The sequence below is a fragment of the Algivirga pacifica genome, from assembly GCF_039543525.1.
In the GTDB taxonomy this organism is placed as follows: Bacteria; Bacteroidota; Bacteroidia; order Cytophagales; family Flammeovirgaceae; genus Algivirga; species Algivirga pacifica.
In genome coordinates this window covers 57,792-79,460 of sequence record NZ_BAABJX010000005.1, presented here as the reverse complement: position 1 = coordinate 79,460, position 21,669 = coordinate 57,792, and the positions used below count along the sequence as shown (strand labels likewise).

Annotated in this window: 18 protein-coding genes; 9 read left to right on the top strand and 9 right to left on the bottom strand. The window is 40.1% G+C overall.

Annotated elements, in window-relative coordinates; genetic code table 11:
- Positions 1-173: 173 nt before the first annotated feature.
- Complete coding sequence (locus tag ABD985_RS01325) at positions 174-1,331, top strand: hypothetical protein (RefSeq protein ID WP_345368614.1); 1,158 nt, start codon at positions 174-176, stop codon at positions 1,329-1,331.
- Positions 1,332-1,820: 489 nt separating this feature from the next.
- Here ABD985_RS01325 and ABD985_RS01320 read toward each other — a convergent pair whose 3' ends face one another.
- Entirely contained in the window at positions 1,821-3,326 is a 1,506-nt protein-coding gene (locus ABD985_RS01320) for a S10 family peptidase (RefSeq protein WP_345368613.1), read from the bottom strand.
- A gap of 170 nt (positions 3,327-3,496) precedes the next feature.
- On the opposite strand from ABD985_RS01320, the gene ABD985_RS01315 reads away from it, so the two are divergent.
- Positions 3,497-4,723: a Pycsar system effector family protein gene (locus ABD985_RS01315; RefSeq protein ID WP_345368612.1), complete on the top strand. Its 1,227-nt coding sequence runs from the start codon at positions 3,497-3,499 to the stop codon at positions 4,721-4,723.
- Between the two features lie 21 nt (positions 4,724-4,744).
- Positions 4,745-5,803, top strand: coding sequence for an adenylate/guanylate cyclase domain-containing protein (locus tag ABD985_RS01310; protein ID WP_345368611.1), 1,059 nt, complete (start codon positions 4,745-4,747; stop codon positions 5,801-5,803).
- Between the two features lie 166 nt (positions 5,804-5,969).
- Here ABD985_RS01310 and ABD985_RS01305 read toward each other — a convergent pair whose 3' ends face one another.
- Positions 5,970-6,176: a hypothetical protein gene (locus ABD985_RS01305; RefSeq protein ID WP_345368610.1), complete on the bottom strand. Its 207-nt coding sequence runs from the start codon at positions 6,174-6,176 to the stop codon at positions 5,970-5,972.
- A 134-nt stretch (positions 6,177-6,310) separates the two neighbouring features.
- Positions 6,311-6,610, bottom strand: coding sequence for a Bor family protein (locus ABD985_RS01300; protein ID WP_345368609.1), 300 nt, complete (start codon positions 6,608-6,610; stop codon positions 6,311-6,313).
- A gap of 337 nt (positions 6,611-6,947) precedes the next feature.
- Between ABD985_RS01300 and ABD985_RS01295 the strand changes: the two genes are divergently transcribed.
- The 3 genes from ABD985_RS01295 to ABD985_RS01285 all read left to right on the top strand — a co-directional run bounded on the left by ABD985_RS01295 (position 6,948) and on the right by ABD985_RS01285 (position 12,181).
- On the top strand, positions 6,948-8,297 hold the full coding sequence (locus ABD985_RS01295) for a hypothetical protein (protein WP_345368608.1): 1,350 nt from the start codon (positions 6,948-6,950) through the stop codon (positions 8,295-8,297).
- 172 nt (positions 8,298-8,469) lie between these two features.
- The gene (locus tag ABD985_RS01290) at positions 8,470-9,915 is read left to right on the top strand and encodes a TIGR00341 family protein (protein WP_345368607.1); all 1,446 of its coding nucleotides are present in this window, start codon (positions 8,470-8,472) and stop codon (positions 9,913-9,915) included.
- Positions 9,916-10,342: 427 nt separating this feature from the next.
- A complete protein-coding gene (locus ABD985_RS01285; RefSeq protein WP_345368606.1) occupies positions 10,343-12,181 on the top strand; it encodes an ATP-binding protein in 1,839 nt (612 codons plus the stop codon).
- An 18-nt stretch (positions 12,182-12,199) separates the two neighbouring features.
- Here ABD985_RS01285 and ABD985_RS01280 read toward each other — a convergent pair whose 3' ends face one another.
- The 5 genes from ABD985_RS01280 to crtD all read right to left on the bottom strand — a co-directional run bounded on the left by ABD985_RS01280 (position 12,200) and on the right by crtD (position 17,043).
- Positions 12,200-13,564, bottom strand: coding sequence for a DUF2254 domain-containing protein (locus ABD985_RS01280; protein ID WP_345368605.1), 1,365 nt, complete (start codon positions 13,562-13,564; stop codon positions 12,200-12,202).
- Between the two features lie 222 nt (positions 13,565-13,786).
- Positions 13,787-14,491: a lycopene cyclase domain-containing protein gene (locus tag ABD985_RS01275; protein WP_345368604.1), complete on the bottom strand. Its 705-nt coding sequence runs from the start codon at positions 14,489-14,491 to the stop codon at positions 13,787-13,789.
- Positions 14,488-14,952, bottom strand: coding sequence for a sterol desaturase family protein (locus ABD985_RS01270; protein ID WP_345368603.1), 465 nt, complete (start codon positions 14,950-14,952; stop codon positions 14,488-14,490). Before ABD985_RS01270 ends, ABD985_RS01275 begins: the two co-directional genes overlap by 4 nt.
- Before the next feature lie 14 nt (positions 14,953-14,966).
- On the bottom strand, positions 14,967-15,584 hold the full coding sequence (locus tag ABD985_RS01265) for a carotenoid biosynthesis protein (RefSeq protein ID WP_345368602.1): 618 nt from the start codon (positions 15,582-15,584) through the stop codon (positions 14,967-14,969).
- Positions 15,562-17,043, bottom strand: a complete 1,482-nt coding sequence (crtD, locus tag ABD985_RS01260) for a 1-hydroxycarotenoid 3,4-desaturase CrtD (RefSeq protein WP_345368601.1) — start codon at positions 17,041-17,043, stop codon at positions 15,562-15,564. Before crtD ends, ABD985_RS01265 begins: the two co-directional genes overlap by 23 nt.
- Positions 17,044-17,444: 401 nt before the next feature.
- Here crtD and ABD985_RS01255 point away from each other — a divergent pair, with 401 nt between their 5' ends.
- The 3 genes from ABD985_RS01255 to ABD985_RS01245 all read left to right on the top strand — a co-directional run bounded on the left by ABD985_RS01255 (position 17,445) and on the right by ABD985_RS01245 (position 20,784).
- Positions 17,445-18,875, top strand: a complete 1,431-nt coding sequence (locus ABD985_RS01255) for a carbohydrate porin (protein ID WP_345368600.1) — start codon at positions 17,445-17,447, stop codon at positions 18,873-18,875.
- A 112-nt stretch (positions 18,876-18,987) separates the two neighbouring features.
- The gene (locus tag ABD985_RS01250; RefSeq protein WP_345368599.1) at positions 18,988-19,164 is read left to right on the top strand and encodes a hypothetical protein; all 177 of its coding nucleotides are present in this window, start codon (positions 18,988-18,990) and stop codon (positions 19,162-19,164) included.
- Between the two features lie 288 nt (positions 19,165-19,452).
- On the top strand, positions 19,453-20,784 hold the full coding sequence (locus tag ABD985_RS01245; protein ID WP_345368598.1) for an alginate export family protein: 1,332 nt from the start codon (positions 19,453-19,455) through the stop codon (positions 20,782-20,784).
- A gap of 73 nt (positions 20,785-20,857) precedes the next feature.
- Here ABD985_RS01245 and ABD985_RS01240 read toward each other — a convergent pair whose 3' ends face one another.
- Positions 20,858-21,643, bottom strand: a complete 786-nt coding sequence (locus ABD985_RS01240; RefSeq protein WP_345368597.1) for a cyclase family protein — start codon at positions 21,641-21,643, stop codon at positions 20,858-20,860.
- Between the last annotated feature and the right edge of the window lie 26 nt (positions 21,644-21,669).

Genomic DNA, 21,669 nt, shown 5'->3' with positions numbered 1-21,669 from the left:
GCTTTATTTAACAACTTCATATATAAATAACACTATATTTTTTTTCAAAAAAATCCATTTCTCAATAGGGGTAACCCCAGACTCATACATCTTATTAACGAAAAGGTGGTCTTAGTGCTTTGAGACTATCTTAATCAATGATACGCTGACTCCGTCATTAAACCTTATATAAGATGAAGAAATTTATCCTCCTTTTTGGACTTATCAACTTATGGAGCACTTTTCTGTGGGCACAGGAGCCAGAAGACTCCGAAGTAGCATCCTTGTTGACGTTTGTGCCAGATACTTCTAAACAAGATCCTTTTGTTAGCTTTTTGGTTAATAACAGTCTGGATGAGGCTCCTCCTAAAAAGTGGATCGTCACACAAGTTTCTTTAGTACCCGGCTTATCCACAGATAATCTTTTAATGGGTAAAAAACCTTGGAAGACAACCCATCATTATTCCTTAAACCTGTTGTTTGGAATCAATGGCGGTCTTCAAGGAATGGAATTGGGTGGATTAGGAAATGTGTTACGTATGCCTTCTTCTGGTTTTATGACAGCAGGAGGTGCCAATATTACCCAATCTCGTTTTTACGGAGTACAAGCCGCCCCTGTCAATATTGGAATCGGTAAATTCTCCGGTACGCAGTTAGGCCTTACTAACCTCTTAACATCTGAAGGTAAAGGAGCTCAATTAGGTGTCGTTAATCTTGCTACCGATAGTTTAAAAGGAGTCCAAGTAGCTTGCTTGAATATGGGACGCTATATAAAAGGAGTGCAAGTGGGAATCTTGAATATTGCAGATGAGGTAGATGGCGCTTCTATCGGAATATTAAGCATTGTCAAAAAGGGCTATAGAAGTATGGAAGTCAGTAACACTTCTACCTATGATGTACTGGCAACCTATCGTATGGGCGGCGGTGATATCTACAACCTATTCTCCTTGGGCTATCAAGAGCAATCTGGATATAAACGATATGCCTTAGGCTACGGAATTGGATACCACAAATTTATTGACCGCAAGAATCGCTTTTTTGCAGAGGCCTCTGCCTTTCATATCAATGAAGATGAACTCTGGACCAATGGGCTCAACCTGGTCTCCAAGGTAAATGTTGGACTTGAACTGCGTTTATTTCCTTGGGTTGCTGTAGCAGTCTCCCCTTCTCTTAACGTACTTACTTCTCAGTTCTATGGTGCACATCCATTAACAGAAGGCACTCCTCCACTATACCGTACCAACACCTTGTTCGAGAAACAATATACTGCTACCAATGTACAGATATGGGCAGGCTATCAGGTAGGTCTACGCTTTGGCAGATTAGGAGAAAAGGTAATAAGTAAGAGGTAAAAAGTAACTAGTTTTTTAGTTATAATGAGATAATGTAGATCCTCGCCTCAGGCGAGGGTTCTCAAAGCAATAATATCGTTATCCTCACTTATAGCTATTCCAAATAAAATTATCAGGCAGAAACTACTATGAATTTTCTAATGATTATCGGCATGGTTCTCATCTCTATGTTTTTCACCTATCTTAAGGGGGAGGTTGAAAAAGATCTGTACGATTAGTGAGCAGTGAGCAGTGAGCAGTGAGCAGTGAGCAGTGAGCAGTGAGCAGTGAGCAGTGAGCAGTGAGCAGTGAGCAGTTAAGAAATTTATATTAACCAGAAATAATACGCAATAACCATTGCGTGACACCCATCAATGTATTTTGTTAAACGATAAACAATAATAGCCCTCGCCTCACGGCGAGGGCCTACATGATGGCATTATAGGCTCAACCACAAGAGTCGTCCTTACTTATTACCTTTTACTTATTACCTTTTACCTTTTATCCTTTCTAATATTTGGCAGCCTTACTACCTGGCATGCTACCAAGGATAAATTCACGAAGGTCGTCATTTGCCGTCTTCAGGTCTTGCTTTCTGAGGTACATCATATGGCCGCTGCGATATCCTTTGAAGTCCATACGGTCTTTTAGCTTTCCGCTTGGATCTAGTTGCCACATCGTATATTTAGCATTGAAATAAGTGGTTGCTCCGTCATAGTATCCCGATTGGAATAGCACCTTAAGGTATGGATTCTGGGCCATAGCTCTTCTAAGGTTATCCCGGGTATTGTTATTACTTCTATCCCAAGGGTGAACCGGACCAAACATATTGTACTTCAAGTCAGTACGGAAACCCAAGTGATTTTTGATATAATAGTTGATAGCTGGAGTAAAGGAGTGTAGCCAGGAATTAAGCTCTGCATTAAAGTCCGGGCGCACTCCTCCTTCTGTTTTATCCAACCCCAAATAACGAGAATCTAAACGTCCGATAGTATGGCCAGACTTATTTCTCAGTAGTTCTTTCCAGAAGAAAGACGTTGGAACGTCAAGGTTATATTGTAAGATCACCTCTTTGGATATACCTGATAGTTCTGCCATTTTTTTGGCTACCGCCTCTTTTTCCTCTTGAGGTAAGAATCCTCCCTTAGTCAAGGCAGGCATTAAGGTATTGACGGCAAACGCTTCTGCCTGTGGCAAGACTTCCAATAAATCTTTTTGCTGCAATGCTTCTGGCAACTGCCCGTGATACCAAGCCGCTGCCGTAAAGTAAGGGAAGTTAATCGCTGAAGAGATAGGAGCATCTGACTCCATGGCTTTATAGTCTGCAGGAGATACCAATATCACTCCGTTGAGGTACATCCACTGACGTTCCTGCAGCTCCGAAGCCAACCCTGCCACTCTTGTTCCTCCATAACTTTCACCAATAAGGTACTTAGGAGAAAGCCAACGGTTATTTCGATTGACAAAGGTATTCACCCATTCGGCCAGGTATTTAATGTCTGCATTAATGCCAAAGAACTGATCTCTTTGAACTTCCTTTCCATCTATCGGGAGCGTACGGGAGTAACCCGTATTCACCGGATTCACATACAAGATATCTGCCACATCCAAAATAGAGAACTCATTGTCATGCACTCCATAAGGCTGTACAGGGTAGCCCTCTTCGTCGATATTCAATACCTTGGGTCCTGTATAGGCAATATGCATCCAAACAGAAGCCGACCCAGGTCCTCCATTAAAAGAGATCACCAAAGGACGATCTGCATAGTCTGTTTTCCCTTTCTTGGCAGGATCTTTCTTTTGATAATAGGTATAATAAAGCGTTGCGATGGGCTTTCCGCTTTTATCCCATACAGGCTGCGTACCTGTTGTCGCTTGATATTTAATCGTTTTTCCATTGATCACCACCTGATCGTGGCTTACGACAGCAGTATCAACTGGAACATGTAAGGATTGCGCAAAAGCTCCTAAAAAAGAGTAAATGAACAATAACAGAAGAAGTGTTTGTTTTATCATAGTCTATAAAAAATGAATTGGTATTTATTGATGCAAGATAGGTATTCTGATGAAATACCCTTTCCGCCTTTATGAACAGGGGAGCTTTGACAATTGTTATGAGAGTATGTTTTGAAACGTCCTCTTTGGAATAGATATGATCTTCAAACATACAACAAGAAAAAATCACCATGTCCGAACGCTATACTTCTTCTACAATTATTGATAAGGCCTCTTCATATGTACGCCAATTCTTCAAAAAACATGAGCAACAAGAGCCCCTGTTCCATGACTTCACACACACCGCAGATGTCGTGCATGCCATAGAAGTCTTATGTCGGGAAGAAGACGTTTCTGATAAAGTACAAGAGCAATTGATTATTGCCGCTTGGTTTCATGATGTAGGCTATTTTACGTCCTTGGAAGTGCATGAACTGGCTAGCGTAGAAATCGCCAAGAATTTCCTAGAAAAAGAACAGGTTTCTCAGGACTATATTCAAGAAGTTTCTCGTCTGATTATGGCAACACAACTATCACATGCTCCTGAAGACCTTTCAGAGTCTATCATCAAGGATGCCGACTTACAGCATTTAGGCAGTAAACAGTTTCAGACTAAAAGCCAACGTCTTTTCCGGGAGCTTCAACAGAATAAACAATGCCTTTTATCCCCTAAAGAATGGATAGGGGAAAACATTCGATTTCTGAAAGAACATGCTTTTCATACTTCCTACGCAAAGCAGCATTGGAACCCTATAAAAGAAGAAAATATCAATGCGTTATATACTCTACAGGAACAACTACAGCTGTCTTCGGATGTTTCCAAGAAAAAAAAGAAAGCAGCAAAAAAAGAGAAGAAGAAAAAGAAAGCTTTACCTACCCCTGATAAAGGGAAGCAACCTTATGGTAAAGGAGTAGAAACTATGTTTCGTATTATGGCTCAAAACCATATGACGCTGAGTGAAATGGCCGACAAAAAGGCTAACATGATGATTTCTGTCAACTCCATGATTATCTCCTTAATTTTCTACTTGATCTATCGAGCCTATGTCAATGAATTAATGTTTATCCCAACCTCTTTTTTCGCGATCAGTTCACTCACCTCTATTGTATTTGCAGTCTTGGCTACCCGTCCACAAGTCATGAAAGGGCGATTCAAGAAAGAAGAAGTGCTCAGCCAGAAGGTAAATATGCTCTTCTTTGGTAACTTCCATAATACGCCTTTGGAGGATTATACCTGGGCGATGAAACAGTTAATGGCTAACCCAGATCATGTATATGAAGAGTTGATTCACGACATCCATTCCTTGGGACAAGTACTTGCAGGAAAGTATCGAATGTTACGTATATCCTATACAGTCTTTATGTGGGGAGTAGCCGTATCCGTGGGGGCATTCCTCGTTACCTTATATTTCAGTTAGGCCTTGAAAATGTAGCATCTCATGTACTTATCCAAAAAACGAACACTTTGGCTAGGATTAATTAGTGATATACTCCTGTGGTTAGGAATTGTACACCTTTTCCGCTGGGTAAGGTATACCGGAATGATTCCCCTTCCCCCTTTTTCTTTTGAGGCATTCGAAGAAGTAAGTTTCTGGTTGTCTCATTACTTAGGGATACTTATGGGCTTATTGTTTTGGAGTATATCTAAGGTCAGCAGAACAATCACCTATCAGTACAATCTCTGTTACGCCCACTTGATTCTACTAAAAAGTCTAACAGGAGTGAGCTCTTTATTGATTATTGGCGTTTTCTCCATTGCACTTATTATTGCGATCTTCTATCCGCATATGCCCCTCAATACCTTATTCAAAAGTAACTTTCAGCTAACGGTTATTGCCTTTCTCATGTATGCTGGCTGCTGGTGGGTTGTGTTAACGATTATCGAGCAACTATGGAATCGACTGGGTCCCGAAATGATGTTCAACTTAGTAACAGGCAAGTATCAGAACCCTACTGAAGAGGAACGTATCTTTATGTTTATTGATCTCAATCATTCCACTACGCTAGCTGAGCAGCTAGGACACACGAGGTATAGTCAATTTCTTCAAGACTATTACAAAGACCTACACCGAAGTATAGAAAAGCACCGAGCCTCTATTTATCAATATGTAGGAGATGAGATCGTACTTACCTGGAAAAAGCAAGAGGGAATTAAACAGCAACGATATGTACGATTATTTTTTGACATCCAAACAACCATTCAAAAACGACAAGCCTATTATTTATCCCATTACCAACATATCCCATCGTTTAAAGCGGCTGCTAACGTAGGGATGGTGACTGTCGCAGAAATTGGTATTTTAAGAAAAGAAATCGCCTACCATAGCGACGTACTCAATACAGCCTCTCGCTTAATCACACAATGCGATATACTACAAGAAAACTTTTTGATTACCGAAGAATTAAAAACACTCACCCCTGACCTAAACAGCAGAGCCAAAGGAAGCATACAAGTGAAAGGGAAAATGGAAAAAGTTAGTGTGTATGCCTTATCGTAGCAGTGAGCAGTGAGCAGTGAGCAGTGAGCAGTGAGCAGTGAGCAGTGAGCAGTGAGCAGTGAGCAGTGAGCAGTGAGCAAAGTTATTTGAACCCTATACGATAAGAGATCACCCACCAACATTTTTCAAAGCTTTTTTAAACGATAAGCATAGTATACTCTATTCTTTACTGTGCTTGCTTACTTAACCTTGTTGCAAAGTAAAATGACAACCCCAACCCAATAACAAAAAGTAACAGCACCCCTAAGAAGTACCCTCCATCGTAACTCGTATACTCATCTCCTGTCTCCAGAAAATAATCAATACCACGAGGCACTTGTGCCAATGTCAATAATACAGAAAGTACTAGGGCAATTTTTCGAGCTAAAACCATTGTAATTATAATGAAGAAGTTAATACTTAAAGCTTGTTTGGAGTCCAGATTTTAATGAAGAATAAAAAATTAAGAGTGAAGAGTCAATACTTATTCTTCATTCCTCATTATTCATTCTTCATTAAAAAAAGGGATTATCGTTTTACAGTAGTGGTCGTAGGTGTATAAATACCAAACGTTACTGCAGACACCAATCCATTCCAGAAGCTATGGCGGGTATACACGCTATAGTCATTGCTGTCTCCTGCCAGCACTTTAGGATCAGAAACACCTACGGGAAGCAACCCATAAATCACATAGTGGTTCCACTGTGTGACTTCTCCTTTTCCTTGAGGGCCATTGCCTGAGATTACTTTGTAAGGATAGCAAGAAGACATTAGAGCAATTGTGCAGATCAGTACCGCCAATTGTCTTAGCATTTTTTTGTAAGTCATGATTTTAAGTAAAATAATGGGTAAGCAATATGTCAATTAATTTACTTCAATTAAGCTACACAACTTACGTAATGCACACAAAAGCAATTCCTTAGAAAAACTTACCTCTATCAACTGTTATTCAGTATAAAAAAGCAAGGAGGAAGATCAGTAGATAAGATACCCTCCTCTCATAAATCATAAGACTATTTCCCCCTACCTTCACCTCCATAAAAACAAACAAAAGCATTATTGCATCAACTAAAGGGAGGTGTAAACTCCCTAGCAATTAAACCAACAACAAAACGGATAGTATTATCAGAGGTGCTGAGGCACTTTACATCACAAACAATTAACAATGAAACATTTATTTACCACTCTCGTTTTTATTGTACTTTCTTTAAATGGCTTATATGCACAGGAACAGCAAGAACTTCCAGCTCCTAAGCCACAAAAGCTTAAGTTTTACCTGGATGCCAACAAACAAAACTCTGTGACTTTTGGGGCAGGAGTACAGGTGTGGGGCAGACATGCCTCGCTCAATCCCGGCTCCCTGGATAAAAACACCGGATTATCTGCCGAAACTTACACCGACTTTGCGATCCGAAGAGCTAGACTTTCTATGTTGGCTAACTTTGGAGGCAAATATTTCTTCTATACACAATATGGAAATACGAGCTTGGCCCCTTACAATGGACGAACTGCACGCACCTTCTTTCACGATATCTGGGCTAAAGTAAAAATCACTAAAGGCAATGAACTATACCTGGGAGCGGGTCAGCATATGTTCAATGGCCTCTCTCGTTTAAGCAATACCAGTTACGGTTCTATTCTAGTGATTGACAACCCTGGCTTCAGCTTCCCGAATGTCAACGTCAATGACATGTTTGTAAGACAGATCGGAGTATTTGCTCACGGTAAAATCAACCGTCTTTCTTATCAGTTTGCCGTAAACAAGCCTATCATGGATGCTTCCCGTACCTTGAGTACACAGCAAATCATTGACAAAGGGGCGATGGGCGTGGCACAGAACCGTAAGTTCAGCAATATGGCCTATAGAGGGTATGCGGACTGGAGTTTTGCGACCAACGAAAAAGTAGGCGTTACTCCATTCAAGTCAACTTCATACTTCGGAGAAAAGGGGACCTTCCTGAATATAGGAGCTGGTTTTCAACTAACTCCTAATGCATCAGGTATCTTGATGGAAGAAAATCAAGTACAGGTTCATGATCAACTAGCAGTGGCTGTTGACCTGTTCTTTGAAACTCCTACCGCCAATGGTGGAGCTGTCAGTGCTTATGCCGCTTTATTTCAATATGACTACGGAGACAATTACCTATGGCAAACGATTCCGATGGGGGGTATCGCCAGCACTGATCCTAATGCAGACTTTGTCGCTCAACAAGGGCCTGGTATCAACCAATATACCTTTGGCAGTGGTCAGGTAGGCTATGCAATGATTGGCTACTTATTGCCTTTCAAGATTCATCAGACACAGCGCATCATGCCATTTGGTGCAGTACAATACAAAGACCTGGAAGCACTTAATGAAGCTTCATTGCAGTATGACTTGGGAGCACACTACCTCATTCACAAAAATGCAGTGAAGTTGTCCGTACAATATTCTACACGTCCTATTTATAATGAAGGGCTTACGGTTGAAGATCACAAAGGAATGATGATCGCTCAGCTTCAGTTTAAAATATAAAAGACTTTAAAGTCAGTTTCTTATCAGATCATAATCAGTTGGGACAGGAGCTTCTTTGTAAGAGGCTCCTGTTTTTTTATATCATTCCTTTAAATTTTAATAATACCTATTGTATGCCTAATAAATATGTACTAATATTCCCCACTTTTATACTATAAGTTAAACGCTAAGCATGCAAAACAAAAACGTTCGATACTTCTTTATATCGGTCAAAAGAGTGGCACATGATATCTTGAGTATCAAAGAGGGAAGTGACCCTCAACAGACGCTGGAAGGAATTACCAAAGACATTTCTTTCCGTGGGCCTACTGCATGGATTCTTATTTTCTCCATCTTTATCGCTTCTATTGGATTGAATGCCAATTCTCCGGCGGTCATTATTGGAGCCATGCTTATTTCTCCATTGATGGGCCCTATTCTTGGAATCGGTACTGCAGTGGGGACACACGATATGGATATGCTCCTGAGAGCTTTAAAAAACTTGGGAATAGCCGTAGGGATTAGTTTATTAACCTCTACCCTATACTTCCTGATTACGCCCCTGGCGATAGAGCAGTCAGAGATTTTAGCTCGTACCAAGCCTACTATATTGGATGTATTGGTGGCTATGTTTGGTGGATTCTCTGGCATTATTGCCGGTTCACGAAAAGAGAAAACCAACGTAATTCCTGGGGTAGCTATTGCTACTGCCTTAATGCCTCCATTATGTACGGCGGGATTTGGTTTAGCAACGGGTAAGTGGATTTACTTCTTTGGAGCCTTCTATTTGTTTTTCATCAACTCGGTGTTCATTAGCTTGTCTACCTTTATTGTAGTACGCTATCTAGACTTCCCGGTTAAGCAGTTTATTGATCACAAAAAATATCAACGTTATAAACTGTTCTTGATCTCATTTCTATTGATTACCGTTGTTCCTAGTGGTATCATCTTCAGTAATGTAATCCAAGAAACACGTTTCCGCATTGCGGTGGATGCATTTATCAAAGAGAGCACTTCTTTGGATGGAAGTGAATTACTTACTCATAAAGTAAACTTCTCAGACACCTTATCTGTGATTGACCTTTACTATATGGGTAAAAGGATCAATGATGATCAAGTACTATTGCTGAATGATCGTTTATCACAATACAAGATTGCCAACAATGAAGATCGCTGGTTTCCATTAACCAAGAAAACAGTGGTACGCGTGCATCAGGAAGATGGTAATACCGTAGATATTGAGAAGAAATTTGACCAATACAATAGTCAGCTACAGATCAGAATTCTAGAAGATATCTATAAGAAAAATGAGGAAGTGATTCAGGGAAAAGATCTTAAAATTAAACTTTTGGAAGAGCGCATTCTACAGTACGCTCAAACCGAATCAGACACACTTCCTTTACAGCAATTGGTAAAAGAAATTCAGTTTCAGTACCCTGAGGTAGAGCGATTCAGTATTTCAGAAGGCACTCACCTTCAGCTACAGGACTCCATACAAATGGATACCCTGACCAATGTATTGATCAAGCTAAAAAAGGGAATGCGTTATACGCAACGAAAAGCTTATGCTGGTAAGATGGAATCCTGGCTGCAAGTTAGGTTGAATAATCCTGGCATTAAAGTTATAGAATACAACTAATCGTTTTTTAGCGGTTATTGCTTATTGTTTATCGCTTATCGTTTAACTACTATTTAATTGATAGTACCCAAGCATAAGCGATAAGCGATAAGCGATAAGCGATAAGCGATAAGCGATAAGCGATAAGCGGAATTTAACTTTATTAACAAAACTTCTTCATACCCTACATCACTTTTCTCTTCCAACTAACAGTATTTATATTTAAGGGCTAAAATAAGATCTCTTCCATCCAGTATCTTTTTCTATCCTTAAGCGTATGATACTATTTCTACCTAACATACCATTACTAAATTTAAGTATACAAGACTACAACACCCCTCATATACTGGTCATATCCGCATTATTCGGAGCGGGCTTTTTTATCGTAATTAGTTTGTTCATTTTTTTGAGAAATTACATTTATCTCAAAATCAATCACCTGGAACAAATGGACTTAGCACTGGAGCATACACAAACCTGTATGCTTGTGCTGAATAAAAAAGGACAGATCCGATGGCACAACAATATGTTTTTTGAACTGTTGGAACTCCCCAATTCTGAGCAAGCACACCTTTCTGAGTACCTACTTCACTTACCTGCAAAACAAATACAAGACTTTGCTGAGGTCACACAATCCTCTACCCCTATCATTAAAGAAATACTTTATACTACTCCAAAAGGAGTTCAGAAATGGCTACAACTACGGTTTTACCCTTATGCCAAAAACTACTTTATTCATAAACGACAAACACAAAGTATACTCGTCATCAACGATATTACTACCCTACAGAAAACAAAAGCATCCTTATCCTTCACGGAAAAAATCAATGCCGAGATTATAAAGGAAATACCCGACCTATTATTTATTACAGATCGTCAGGATAAAATTATTCATTATCATGCTCCCAAAGGACAAAAAACTTACGTTCCTCCAGAAGCCTTCATGGGAAGAATGTTTACAGAAACAGTCCCTAAACATGTAGCCGAAAAATGTGCTGAGGCAAAGCAAAAGGTACATTCTACAAAAAAGAGTACCACCGTCGAATATGACCTTGCCATGTCCAATACTCTTGAACATTATGAGTGTAGGGTCGTGGGACTACAAGACAATAGTACCTTATTTATTATCCGAAATATTACTAAAGAGAAACAACTGGAATTAGCCGAGCGCACTCAACAACAATTAATGCTCACCACAGAGCAACAGAAACTGCAAGCCCTCTTTGAACTCTCTCCACTCGCAATGATTCTGGCCAAGGAAGGAAGCATAATCGATTGTAATAAGGCTACTATTCAATTATTTGGAGGAAAGGAAAAACAAGATATCCTGAATAAAAAAGTGATTGACTTCTCCTATATTCCTAGCAAAAATGAGAACGAAATCCTTTCCTTAATTAAGGAACACACCCAAGAGTCTATTCAGAAAGGGGAACACCATTTTCACTGGAAACATAAAACACTTCAAGGGCAAGTCTTCAATAGTGAAGTATGGTATAAAAGTGTTTACCTCGGGTCCCCTGCCGTGTTACACACCTATGCCTGTATTATCAACAGAGATCAAAAAGCCAAGGCAGAAAAAAGTATTGAAGAAGCACTCAGCAAAACAAAAAAAATCAACGAACTCAAAGATAACCTGATACAGATTGTCTCTCATGAATTTGCTACTCCATTGTCTATTGTCAAATCACATATTCAACTCATTAAGCTCTATCTCAAGCAGCAGGAAATGCCTGAAAATGATAAGCTATTGATCTATTGTGAGCGAAGTATGGAGGGAATTGACCGCCTAAATAAACTACAATCTGAAATTCTTGCCTATGCACAAACCAAATCAGATAAGCTTCCCTTTCACCCGGTCTCTTGTAATCTGATAGAACTTCTAGAACATTTATTGGAGAATCAACGATTTGAGCAAATTCAATTCCATTACCCTTCAGAAGGGATTACGGATATGATGATTGATCCGGAATTGATTCACCATATTTTTATGAACCTTCTAAATAATACTATTAAGTATACGTCTAATCAAAAACCTGCAGTGGTTACACTGACTGAAGGAACTCGCAGTATACAGATCAAAGTACAGGATTTCGGAATAGGTATTCCAAAAGAGGAACAGCTCAATATATTCAAATCCTTTTATCGTGCGTCCAATGCCGTGAATATCACTGGAAGTGGCTTAGGACTGTACATTTCCAAACAATTTCTAGATCTGCATCAAGGGTGGTTTACCGTAGACAGCGAAGAAGGAAAAGGCACTACATTTACAGTGCATCTACCCAAATGAAACACTTAGAACATGTTCTTATTCATCAATACATAGCTTAATATAATCTTCCGGATCAATTCCTTCTCTTTCATTCAGCAATCGCTCTATAGTTTCCAGCATCCGGTTAAGTTTCTTACGATCCAGGCTATTATGAATGGAACGATCAACTTCTTCAGAAACACTGGAAACAAACTTACTCAGTACTGAAAGGTTTGACTCATGTCCTTGATCTACTGCTACGATGATAAGATTCTTGAGCATGTCCAATACCGTTCCTGTGACCAAGTGATCTTCTTTCCCATATTGACGTATGGGGGTTACACACTCATATAAAAGCTCTTCAAAAGTAGGCTCTCTAACGAAAATCAAAGGTTTCTCTTCCTCATTGAGGTATACAGTACAATCTTTGATTTCAAAATGTTCTGCAAAAAGGATGGTCAATAAATCTACGGCTCTAACCGCTGTTCTAGGGTCATTGATCCCAGGACTCAAGGCCTTCAAAGCGATCTCAGTTATTTGCTTAAAATCAAAGCGGTAATGATCATGTTCATACTCTTGCTGATAAAACTCAAAAAAGGTTTGCAGCTCATTCACTTCCTCCTTTTCCAATTTTTGATTTACTCGCAAATATGGGAATCCCTTTACTGTAAAATCTCCCATCCTACTGACCACTTCTAACTTTAACTCCCGTTCCTGTAGCCAGGAAAGTAAAGGGGATAAATGTATATTTTTAAGGTAACCAACCGTATCTGTATAAACCTCCTTCCAATCTTCTCCATTCTTCTCTTTGTCAAATACTTTTTCTGGAAGTTCTTTATTCTGTTCTATCGCTTGCTGTATTTTCCCCAATGCCCTTTCATATACCCTATTGGTAATAGCATCCACCTGAATAGATTGAGAAATAGAATGAATAAAATATACAAACAAACCAAAGCAGCTTATTCCCAACACCAAAGAAAGCATAACACCCAAGTCAGCAGTACTCCTTCCCTTGGGTACTGCCTCTCCTACAGCCGTCACCATGATCAAGCAAAAAAGAATCGTACCGATATAGGTTCCTAATACCAATTGGTGAGGTTTATGAGCAATAATTCCAGGTACTACTCTTGGCGAAAGACTCTGACTAGCATTATTAATCACCACCATCACCATAGAGAAACTGAATACCATCAATGAAATTATCCCTCCCACTAAGGTTCCTAAGATCAAACGGGCATTTTCTTCCGTATTTATAATAGACCACTTCTCCTTATAATAAATGGCCCACTCCGTATACTCCAACGACCGAATAAGGAGTGCAAACAAGAAAAAAAGAAAAGCAACCAAAGAGGCATAAAACGAGATAGAGTTTTTAATGCTCTTCCATTGCTTTTGGAAACTGTTTAGTAATTGGGGACGCATATTTTAAGGGTTGGGTTCTCCTTAAAATACGGTATTTGGATAGGATTCACAATACTGGAGGCTGGAGCCTCCAAATCGCTTGTGGGTCGTAAGCTGGAGCTTACGACCAGTGTTTTGTGTTTAGTGTTTAGTGTTTAGTGTTTAAGTTAGAGCTTATGCCCAGTATTTAGCTTATGGTCAACATACTGGTCGTAAGCTCCTGCTTACGACCTAAAAGCGCTTTTAACGAGGCTCCAGCCTCGGGTTACGTTTCTTCTTCCTTAAATACTCCGTCATAAAGACTCCACCTAGAATCAATCCCATTCCATAAATACTATCCTCCAAAGGAATAGTTAAGATACGGAAGCCCATAAAGTGCGCTTCATTATACCATACAACTTCTTCCTCTATACCTGTTCCAGTCAATACTCCATTCACCAATAAAAACGGCAATAACATCACCAAATACGTCCAGTAAAATTGACGTAGTATCGTTTTATGTGCAGAACGTTCAATACCCATAATCAACAGTAAGGTAAATGCAAAGGCAGATGCTGTATACCAGTTATCCCAATAAATCACCAATAAACCTCCTAACACCAACTGTAAACCCAACGTTATCTTTTCTGTCAACTGTTCTGATAGTTGATAAGGAAAATAGGTCGTCAAAACGTAATGGGTAAAAATACAGGCATAAGGAACCGTTACAAAGAATAATATCTCTTCGATCGGCAACCCAAAGAAGGCAATACCTTGCAAGTACCTCGGATTAAATCCCCACACTCCATAAGCCGTGAATAATATATCCCACAGAATAAAAAAAGTACCCACCACAGTAATTGCAGGCCAAAGGGCCTTCCAGTACGTATAGAAATGCACCTTCTTATCAAAGCTCAACAGCAGTGGAAATATAATGACGAGTAAATCAATCCAAAGATATAGACTCATGCTTTTTTCTTTCTTTGTTCCCTATAAAACTTCAAAGGGACTACCAACATCCCAAAACATTCCCCATCTTCTTTTCCCTGATGCTTATGATGCACCTTATGGGCCTTTCGAATCGCTTTTAGGTAAGCATTGTCCGTATGTGTCAACACTTTCAGGCGCTGATGTATAAACAGTTCATGAATAAAAAAGTAAACCAATCCATACAAGGCAATACCAAATCCAGCCCACATCTTGTAATCATACCCATGCATCATTCCAAACATGATCAACAACCAACTTGGAATTGCAAAAATCAAAAAGAAGGAGTCATTCTTCTGAAATATCCCATGATAAGGTGAGTGATGGTCTTCATGCAACTTCCACAAAAAACCATGCATGACGTACTTGTGTGCAAACCAAGCGACAAATTCCATCAACCAGAATACTCCGATCAATACCAGTATGTTTGTTAGCATTTCCATAGAATGTATAATTCTTAATTAACTAATATATTCAGGGCGACAAAAAACACGAACATTCCTGCACCCAACATGGCGGTATACTGTCGTTCTTTAACAACCTCCATTCCTATAAAATTAGCGACTAACCCCACAACATACCAGCCGACATAATTTTGTAAGGGAACAATACCCTCTTCCCATGTCCACCATTCAAAATGAATAGCCACGGGTTCTATAAGAATATCCAACAACACCAATATACCTGCGGAGAGGAATAATTTTAACCATTCATTTTTGAAAGGAACCAAGCTCACGCTGATCAAACTAACGATTACCCAGTTGACACCAATCATTGGAGGTGTCTCCAACCACTTCGGCCCTAAAGTACTTCCATAAGTATAATTACCAAAAGGCACTCCCGTATTCACGCCTAATATCTCTGCCGCATATCCAATTGTAAATATCAACCCTATCAATGCGATTCGTTTAGCCTCCCGTACCTGTTGTAAATACAAGAGCACTACCAAGATCATCAAGAGCATCATGGGTGTCAAGTTTACGAAAATCGCACTCCAAGGGGTAGCCATCCCTATCACTCCTACCGTCAGAAAAAAATAGACCAGCCAAACACTATGCTTCAATTGTAATGTCATCTTTAATCATGTTTACCGTTATCTTTGCTGAGTTTAAACATAGAGGAATACCTCCTCCTGGATGTACTGTACCTCCTGCACAATACAATCCCTTAATATACGTATGGTTGGGATGTCTTAAGAAAGCCGACTGCCAGGAGTTGCTATTTCCTCCATACAAGGCCCCCATAAAAGAGCCTGTCTTTTGTTCGATTTTTTGAGGATTCATGATTTCCTCCTCTTCAATATAAGAAGCTACCTCTACGTTCAGGGCTTCTGATAGCCTTTTGAGAACAAGTTGCTTCATTGCCTTTTGCTTTTCTGGCAGCAACACTTCCTCTCCTTCCTGAGCAGGAAGGTTCACCATCACAAACCAATTCTCTTTTCCTTCTGGAGCATCCTGCTTTACCACTTTGGAAGAAATATGAACATAGATGGTAGGGTCTTCCGGCCAAGTTTTATCTCCAAAAATTTGCTCAAACTCCCGTTTATAGTCTTCACTAAAAAATATATTATGTAAACCTAGTTCTGGAAAAACCTTACCCATTCCCCAATAAAAAACAATGGCTGAGGAACTTGGGAAACTCCTAAAGTCATAACGCTTTTTGATCGGTTGTTTCAACAACCTTGTATAAGTATAGAATATATCAACATTGGAAACCACGACATCTGCCGGATACCTTTCCTTGGTACTACGTACCCCTTTTGCTTTTCCTTCTTGGATCTCTATCTCCTCTGCTCCTTCTGAAAAATGAAACGACACCCCCATGTCTAAAGCCAGGTGATACAACGCATCACTGATGGATTGCATTCCCTTTACGGGGAAGTGTACACCTTGATTAAACTCCAAACTAGGAATCATACTCATCACCCCGGAAGTCTGATAAGGGTCCGACCCGTTATATGTCGCATAACGATCAAACAATTGAACCAACTTAGGGTGCTTAAGCTTCCTACGATTCAAACTATTTAAGGAAGTAAACGGGTTGAGTTTAAAAGACTGTAAAGCAGCACTCGCCACCCCTTTCTGCTTGTAAGTAGACCAACGGTGTAAGGAGTTTTCGACAAAAACATTCTTAGTCAAATCATATTTCCATTGACTTTTTTGAAGGTATTGAGCAACCTGCTCTGCAGGAACTCCAAATAAATCTTCAGCCTGTTTTGCAAACTCCTCAGGATTAGTCGCCGCTTGTAACTGTGTACCATCTTTCCAGAAGTAATGGCATCCCGTAGACTCCGTCACATAAGAGAAGTAGTCCTCCAAGCGCTTTCCACAATAAGAAAATGTCTCTTCCAATAGATGTGGAAGTGTAAACAAGGAAGGGCCTCGGTCAAAGCGATACTCTCCCAATGAAAAAGTCGATAACTTTCCTCCTACAAATGCATTTCTTTCGAGCACCTTTACCTCAAAGCCATCGGCCGCCAATCGACATGCCGAAGAAAGCCCTGCAACTCCTGCTCCTATTACAATTGCTTTCATATCTATTTTATAATAGTCTTAAAAAATCAGTCATGTCCTACTTTTCCCTACTATCGTCGGGGCGACCACAAGGGACACCCTTACTTCCTACTTCTCCTTACTATCGTCGGGACGACCACAAGGGGCGCCCTTACTTCCTACTTCTCCTTACTATCGTCGGGACGACCACAAGGGGCGCCCTTACTTCCTACTTCTCCTTACTATCGTCGGGGCGACCACAAGGGACGCCCTTGCTTCATCCTTCATCAAATAACTTTTCTATACCGTAAAAGTTTTAGAAAACTCTCCCCTTTCCTTTTTTTCTTCCCAAAAGTTAATGATTTTAAATATTACTTTAACCTAAAACCTTATAACACCTTTCATCCAAGGCAAATAGGATACCCCATAAACACTACTAACCCATGAGAGCTTTCTGTATTAGCCTATTCTTATTACTCATATTAAATCACAACCTCTACAGTCAAATTGCCTATCAGGAAATTACCAATGATAAGGTTTTTATAGGTACCTATGGACGTGTAGGAATGGATTGGAACTATGAGAACAATGGAAGTTTAGGGAGGAGATTAAACCTGGATAATATGGGGAGCATAGGCGGCCGATTAGAAGAGCAAGATTACTTTGAATTAGCCAATGCTTTTCGCTTTACTTCCCCAACACCAGACTCTACACTTATCCATATACAGTCTCGTCTTTCGATCTTTTCCAAAAGTTTAAGCTACTTTGCTAACGCCAACAGTGCTTCTCCTGGAGGATTAGCCTTTGCTTTTCCGGAACTGTACGTATTGGCTAAAGGTATTAAAGGCCTTCCCTTAAATGTCTGGTTAGGTAGCCGACTCTACCGTGGAGGGGATATCCAAATTGCAGATTATTTTTACTTCAATGACCATTCAGGACAAGGATTTGGGATAGAATATAAAAATACTCGTTTATCAACAATTGTAGTTTCTTCGACAGATACTACCTCTACCCTTCCTCCTTCTTTCTTTATCAATATACAAAGTGGTACTCCAAGTATTGCCTTAAGGGGACGATTTGTCTATGCGCTAGAACATGACTTTCAATTTAATGCCCGTCAGTCCGTTACTGCCTTAATGGAGTTTCATCACCTGGAAAATGCTAATCCTGAAGAAATCCGACAACTACCCGATAGCCTGCAAGATGTGCTAAATTACCCTGCCGATTGGGGGTGGGTCTTTGGGGCCAGATACCACCATAGCCATCAAAACTTAATCAACAACTCCTTCACTAATCTATCCATACGATACGGTAACCGTATTGCCAATGGTGGAGATGGAGGAATATCTAGGACCTACCTCACCTTTGGAGCACCAAATTTGGATATCGGAAAATTTAAGGGAGCTTATGCCTGGGCCTTGATAGGCCATAGTGTATTGCAGTTTAATGATAAAATCTCATTCGGCAGCTACCTGGTTTATCAACTCAGCAAAGGTGCCGCCAACACCAATGGGATAGCAGAGACTTATTTTGGAAGGGAAGTATTTAACCGTAAGGAAGACTTTACTGTAGGTACCCGAGCCACTTATTACCTCAGTGATTTGATTCACCTGTTCGGAGAAGTCCACTATAGCCAACGTCAAGACGGAGAGCAAGACCCTGCTTCCATGGTCAAGTTCAGCTTTGCGCCTACCCTAGTTCCCACACAAGAGAGACAACACTTTGCTCGTCCTCACTTACGGTTTGTCGTTTCTTTTGCACGCTATAATGATCAAGCGAGAGAGACACTTTACTCTCCTTTCCTTCGATTTGCTGGCTCTCAGCGTTGGGGGCATTACTTGGGCGTGAAGGCGGAGTGGTGGTTTTGGAATTAAAAACAACAATATATTTTGCATATCAAGTATGTTTTGTGCATTTTCACACCATCATTAACACTTGTTGATGCTATTTTTAAATAACCTCTAAATTAATAACCAAATTAAAATTATGAAAAAAGTATTCGTACTGATCGCTTCTGTATCTATGATGTTTGCATTCTCTAACTGTACACAACAAGAGGAAATCGAGCCTATTCAAGTAAATAAAGATACTGAAAAAGTGAGTGCTATCAGAGAAGGTGGTAGAACTGTTGGTGCTGGTCAGGTAACTGAAATTCTTGACTAATCCAAGTACACTAATAATACTTATCTAAGCTTCTGGCATCGCAATGTCAGAAGCTTTTTTTATGATGACCCAAATCACCATTTCCCACTAACCTCTCTCCCTTTATTTTTCTACCCCAATATAGACCTTTACCCCATCGAACAAGCTTTAACAATTATTCGATTTCACTATACAACGATATGCGTTTCAGTGGAAAGAGCCTCTGCATTTTTAGCCTGCCGCGAAAAGACGACTAACTGTACACTCCCCCGTTTCCACTCCAACGCATCAATTATCTACAAATGCGTTATGAAAACACTCTACTACTTAATGGGACTACTACTGTTGTTCCCGCTGATGTCGAATGCCCAACACCTGAAAGTCTCTGGACAACTGAAGCATCGTTTTGAGCATCGACACGGCTTTAAAACCTTACGTCCAGTTGACGATCATATGGATGTTGCAGCCAATTTCTTTGTACAACGTTCTCGTCTCAACCTGTTTTACGGCAACCAACTAAAACATATCAGCGTGGGGGTATCCGTACAGGACGTTCGAACCTGGGGTGCTACCAAACAGCTTAGTGTTGGAGATGCCAACAATCTCGGCATTCACGAGGCTTGGACGGAGATCAACTTCAATGAGCACCTCTTCATGAAACTTGGTCGACAAGAGCTGGTCTATGACAATTCTCGTATCCTCGGGAATATGGACTGGACAGAACAGGGAAGGAGTCATGACTTGGCCCTCTTCAAATATGAAAACCTGTTTAAGCTCCATGCCGGATTGGCCTATAATGTAGGAGAAGAAAGTCTCTACAAAACCCCTTTTGAGGTCTCTGGTAACTATAAGGAAATGCAGTTCTTATGGTTCAATAAACAGTGGGAGCACCTTAATTGGAGTATTTTATTATTGAATAACGGTATTGAGTATGTGGAAGAGGAAGAGGAAGGTCTATCCCATCATACGCCATCAGAGTTGGAAACCATCTACTCACAGCTATTAGGTACTTATATCGAATACCATAAAAATCACCTTAGCATCAATACTTCTGCTTATTATCAGGGAGGTACCAATTGTGAAAACCAAAACCTTAGAGCCTATAATATTCTCTGCGAGGTCAGATATAAAATAGATAACGGTTTGTCTTTACTCGCTGGCACAGAGCTTCTTTCCGGAACTGATATGGACGCTACAGATAATGTTTGTCGTGCCTTCAATCCACTTTATGGCAGTAATCACCACTTCAATGGCTATATGGATTATTTCTATGTAGAGAATCATGAAAATAGCGTTGGACTAGCAGACCATTATATAGGAATATCTCACCATTACCACCATTGGGATACCAGTGTAGAAACACATCTATTTAATGCAATGGGGAACATCGTCACAGAAGACGGACAATACCACCCTCAACTGGGAACAGAAATTGATATTTCTACGGCCTACCACCTTTCTGATGAAGTAGCCATTAAAGCCGGCTACTCTGTAATGGCAGCCACTGAGTCTATGGAAGTTCTGAAAGGAGGTGATGCTGAAAAGTTCAATAACTGGGCTTGGGTAATGGTAAAAATTCACCCTACCTTCTTCGAGACTCACTTAGAGCAAGAGAAAAAACTTAAGGCAAAACACCATTAGTTAATGAAGAATTAAAAATGAAGAATGAAGAATAGTCATTTTTTATTCTTCATTTTTAACTCTTCATTCTTCATTAAATCGGTGTGGCAATCACTCTCAATGGAGCTCCACTTCCCCCTCCAATCTTAGAAGGTAATGCTATCACATATACTTTTTGATCTGCTATTTTCTTTAGATTGGTCAGGTTCTCAAAAGCGGGAATATTGGCCGCAAACAATACTCTATGTGCCATAAAATCTTTAGACTGCCCATAGTCAATACTAGGGGTATCTAACCCTACCGCCTTAGCCCCTACATTTACTAGCCATAAAGCTCCTTTTTCTGAAAGTCCTGGGAAATGTAGATTCGGTACTGCCTCCTCTCCTTTTAGAGGAGTTCCCAAATAATCCGCCCTATCTGACCACTTACTCTCATGTCCCGTATAAAACAAGATAATCTTCCCGGTAGGATTCACCTTTTCTTTCTTGAACCACTCTTCTAAATCTTTCTCCGAAATCAAGTAGTCTGGATTATTATGCGCCTTATCCGAGAGGTCTACCACAATCCCTTCCCCTATCAATTGCTTGATCTCTATTTGATCTACACTTTTATTCCCTTCGGCAAAGTGAACGGGGGCATCCATATGAGTTCCTCCATGTTCTGGCATACAAAACTTATAGGCAGAATAATAGTACCCTCCCTCTGTTTCTCCTTCATATACGGGGTCTAAATGGAAAGTGCCCGGTTCTGTGGGCCAATAAATGGTATGCTGATCGAGGCTATGTGTTAAATCAATCCAGCTTTCTTCATCAGGAAAGGATGTACTCTGGCAGCTAAGTAATATGAGCAGTGATAAACTAAGAGCGTATGTTTTTTTCATGGGTATTATTGGGTAATAGGTAATAG

What these genes read in the sequence shown, in the direction of transcription:
- ABD985_RS01245 (WP_345368598.1), top strand. Translation starts at nt 19,453, where the DNA reads ATGAAAACACTCTACTACTTAATGGGACTACTACTGTTGTTCCCGCTG.
- ABD985_RS01310 (WP_345368611.1), top strand. Translation starts at nt 4,745, where the DNA reads ATGTACTTATCCAAAAAACGAACACTTTGGCTAGGATTAATTAGTGAT.
- ABD985_RS01265 (WP_345368602.1), bottom strand. Translation starts at nt 15,584, where the DNA reads ATGACATTACAATTGAAGCATAGTGTTTGGCTGGTCTATTTTTTTCTG.
- ABD985_RS01240 (WP_345368597.1), bottom strand. Translation starts at nt 21,643, where the DNA reads ATGAAAAAAACATACGCTCTTAGTTTATCACTGCTCATATTACTTAGC.
- ABD985_RS01285 (WP_345368606.1), top strand. Translation starts at nt 10,343, where the DNA reads ATGGACTTAGCACTGGAGCATACACAAACCTGTATGCTTGTGCTGAAT.
- ABD985_RS01305 (WP_345368610.1), bottom strand. Translation starts at nt 6,176, where the DNA reads ATGGTTTTAGCTCGAAAAATTGCCCTAGTACTTTCTGTATTATTGACA.
- crtD (WP_345368601.1), bottom strand. Translation starts at nt 17,043, where the DNA reads ATGAAAGCAATTGTAATAGGAGCAGGAGTTGCAGGGCTTTCTTCGGCA.
- ABD985_RS01300 (WP_345368609.1), bottom strand. Translation starts at nt 6,610, where the DNA reads ATGACTTACAAAAAAATGCTAAGACAATTGGCGGTACTGATCTGCACA.
- ABD985_RS01325 (WP_345368614.1), top strand. Translation starts at nt 174, where the DNA reads ATGAAGAAATTTATCCTCCTTTTTGGACTTATCAACTTATGGAGCACT.
- ABD985_RS01295 (WP_345368608.1), top strand. Translation starts at nt 6,948, where the DNA reads ATGAAACATTTATTTACCACTCTCGTTTTTATTGTACTTTCTTTAAAT.
- ABD985_RS01320 (WP_345368613.1), bottom strand. Translation starts at nt 3,326, where the DNA reads ATGATAAAACAAACACTTCTTCTGTTATTGTTCATTTACTCTTTTTTA.
- ABD985_RS01280 (WP_345368605.1), bottom strand. Translation starts at nt 13,564, where the DNA reads ATGCGTCCCCAATTACTAAACAGTTTCCAAAAGCAATGGAAGAGCATT.
- ABD985_RS01270 (WP_345368603.1), bottom strand. Translation starts at nt 14,952, where the DNA reads ATGGAAATGCTAACAAACATACTGGTATTGATCGGAGTATTCTGGTTG.
- ABD985_RS01275 (WP_345368604.1), bottom strand. Translation starts at nt 14,491, where the DNA reads ATGAGTCTATATCTTTGGATTGATTTACTCGTCATTATATTTCCACTG.
- ABD985_RS01290 (WP_345368607.1), top strand. Translation starts at nt 8,470, where the DNA reads ATGCAAAACAAAAACGTTCGATACTTCTTTATATCGGTCAAAAGAGTG.
- ABD985_RS01255 (WP_345368600.1), top strand. Translation starts at nt 17,445, where the DNA reads ATGAGAGCTTTCTGTATTAGCCTATTCTTATTACTCATATTAAATCAC.
- ABD985_RS01315 (WP_345368612.1), top strand. Translation starts at nt 3,497, where the DNA reads ATGTCCGAACGCTATACTTCTTCTACAATTATTGATAAGGCCTCTTCA.
- ABD985_RS01250 (WP_345368599.1), top strand. Translation starts at nt 18,988, where the DNA reads ATGAAAAAAGTATTCGTACTGATCGCTTCTGTATCTATGATGTTTGCA.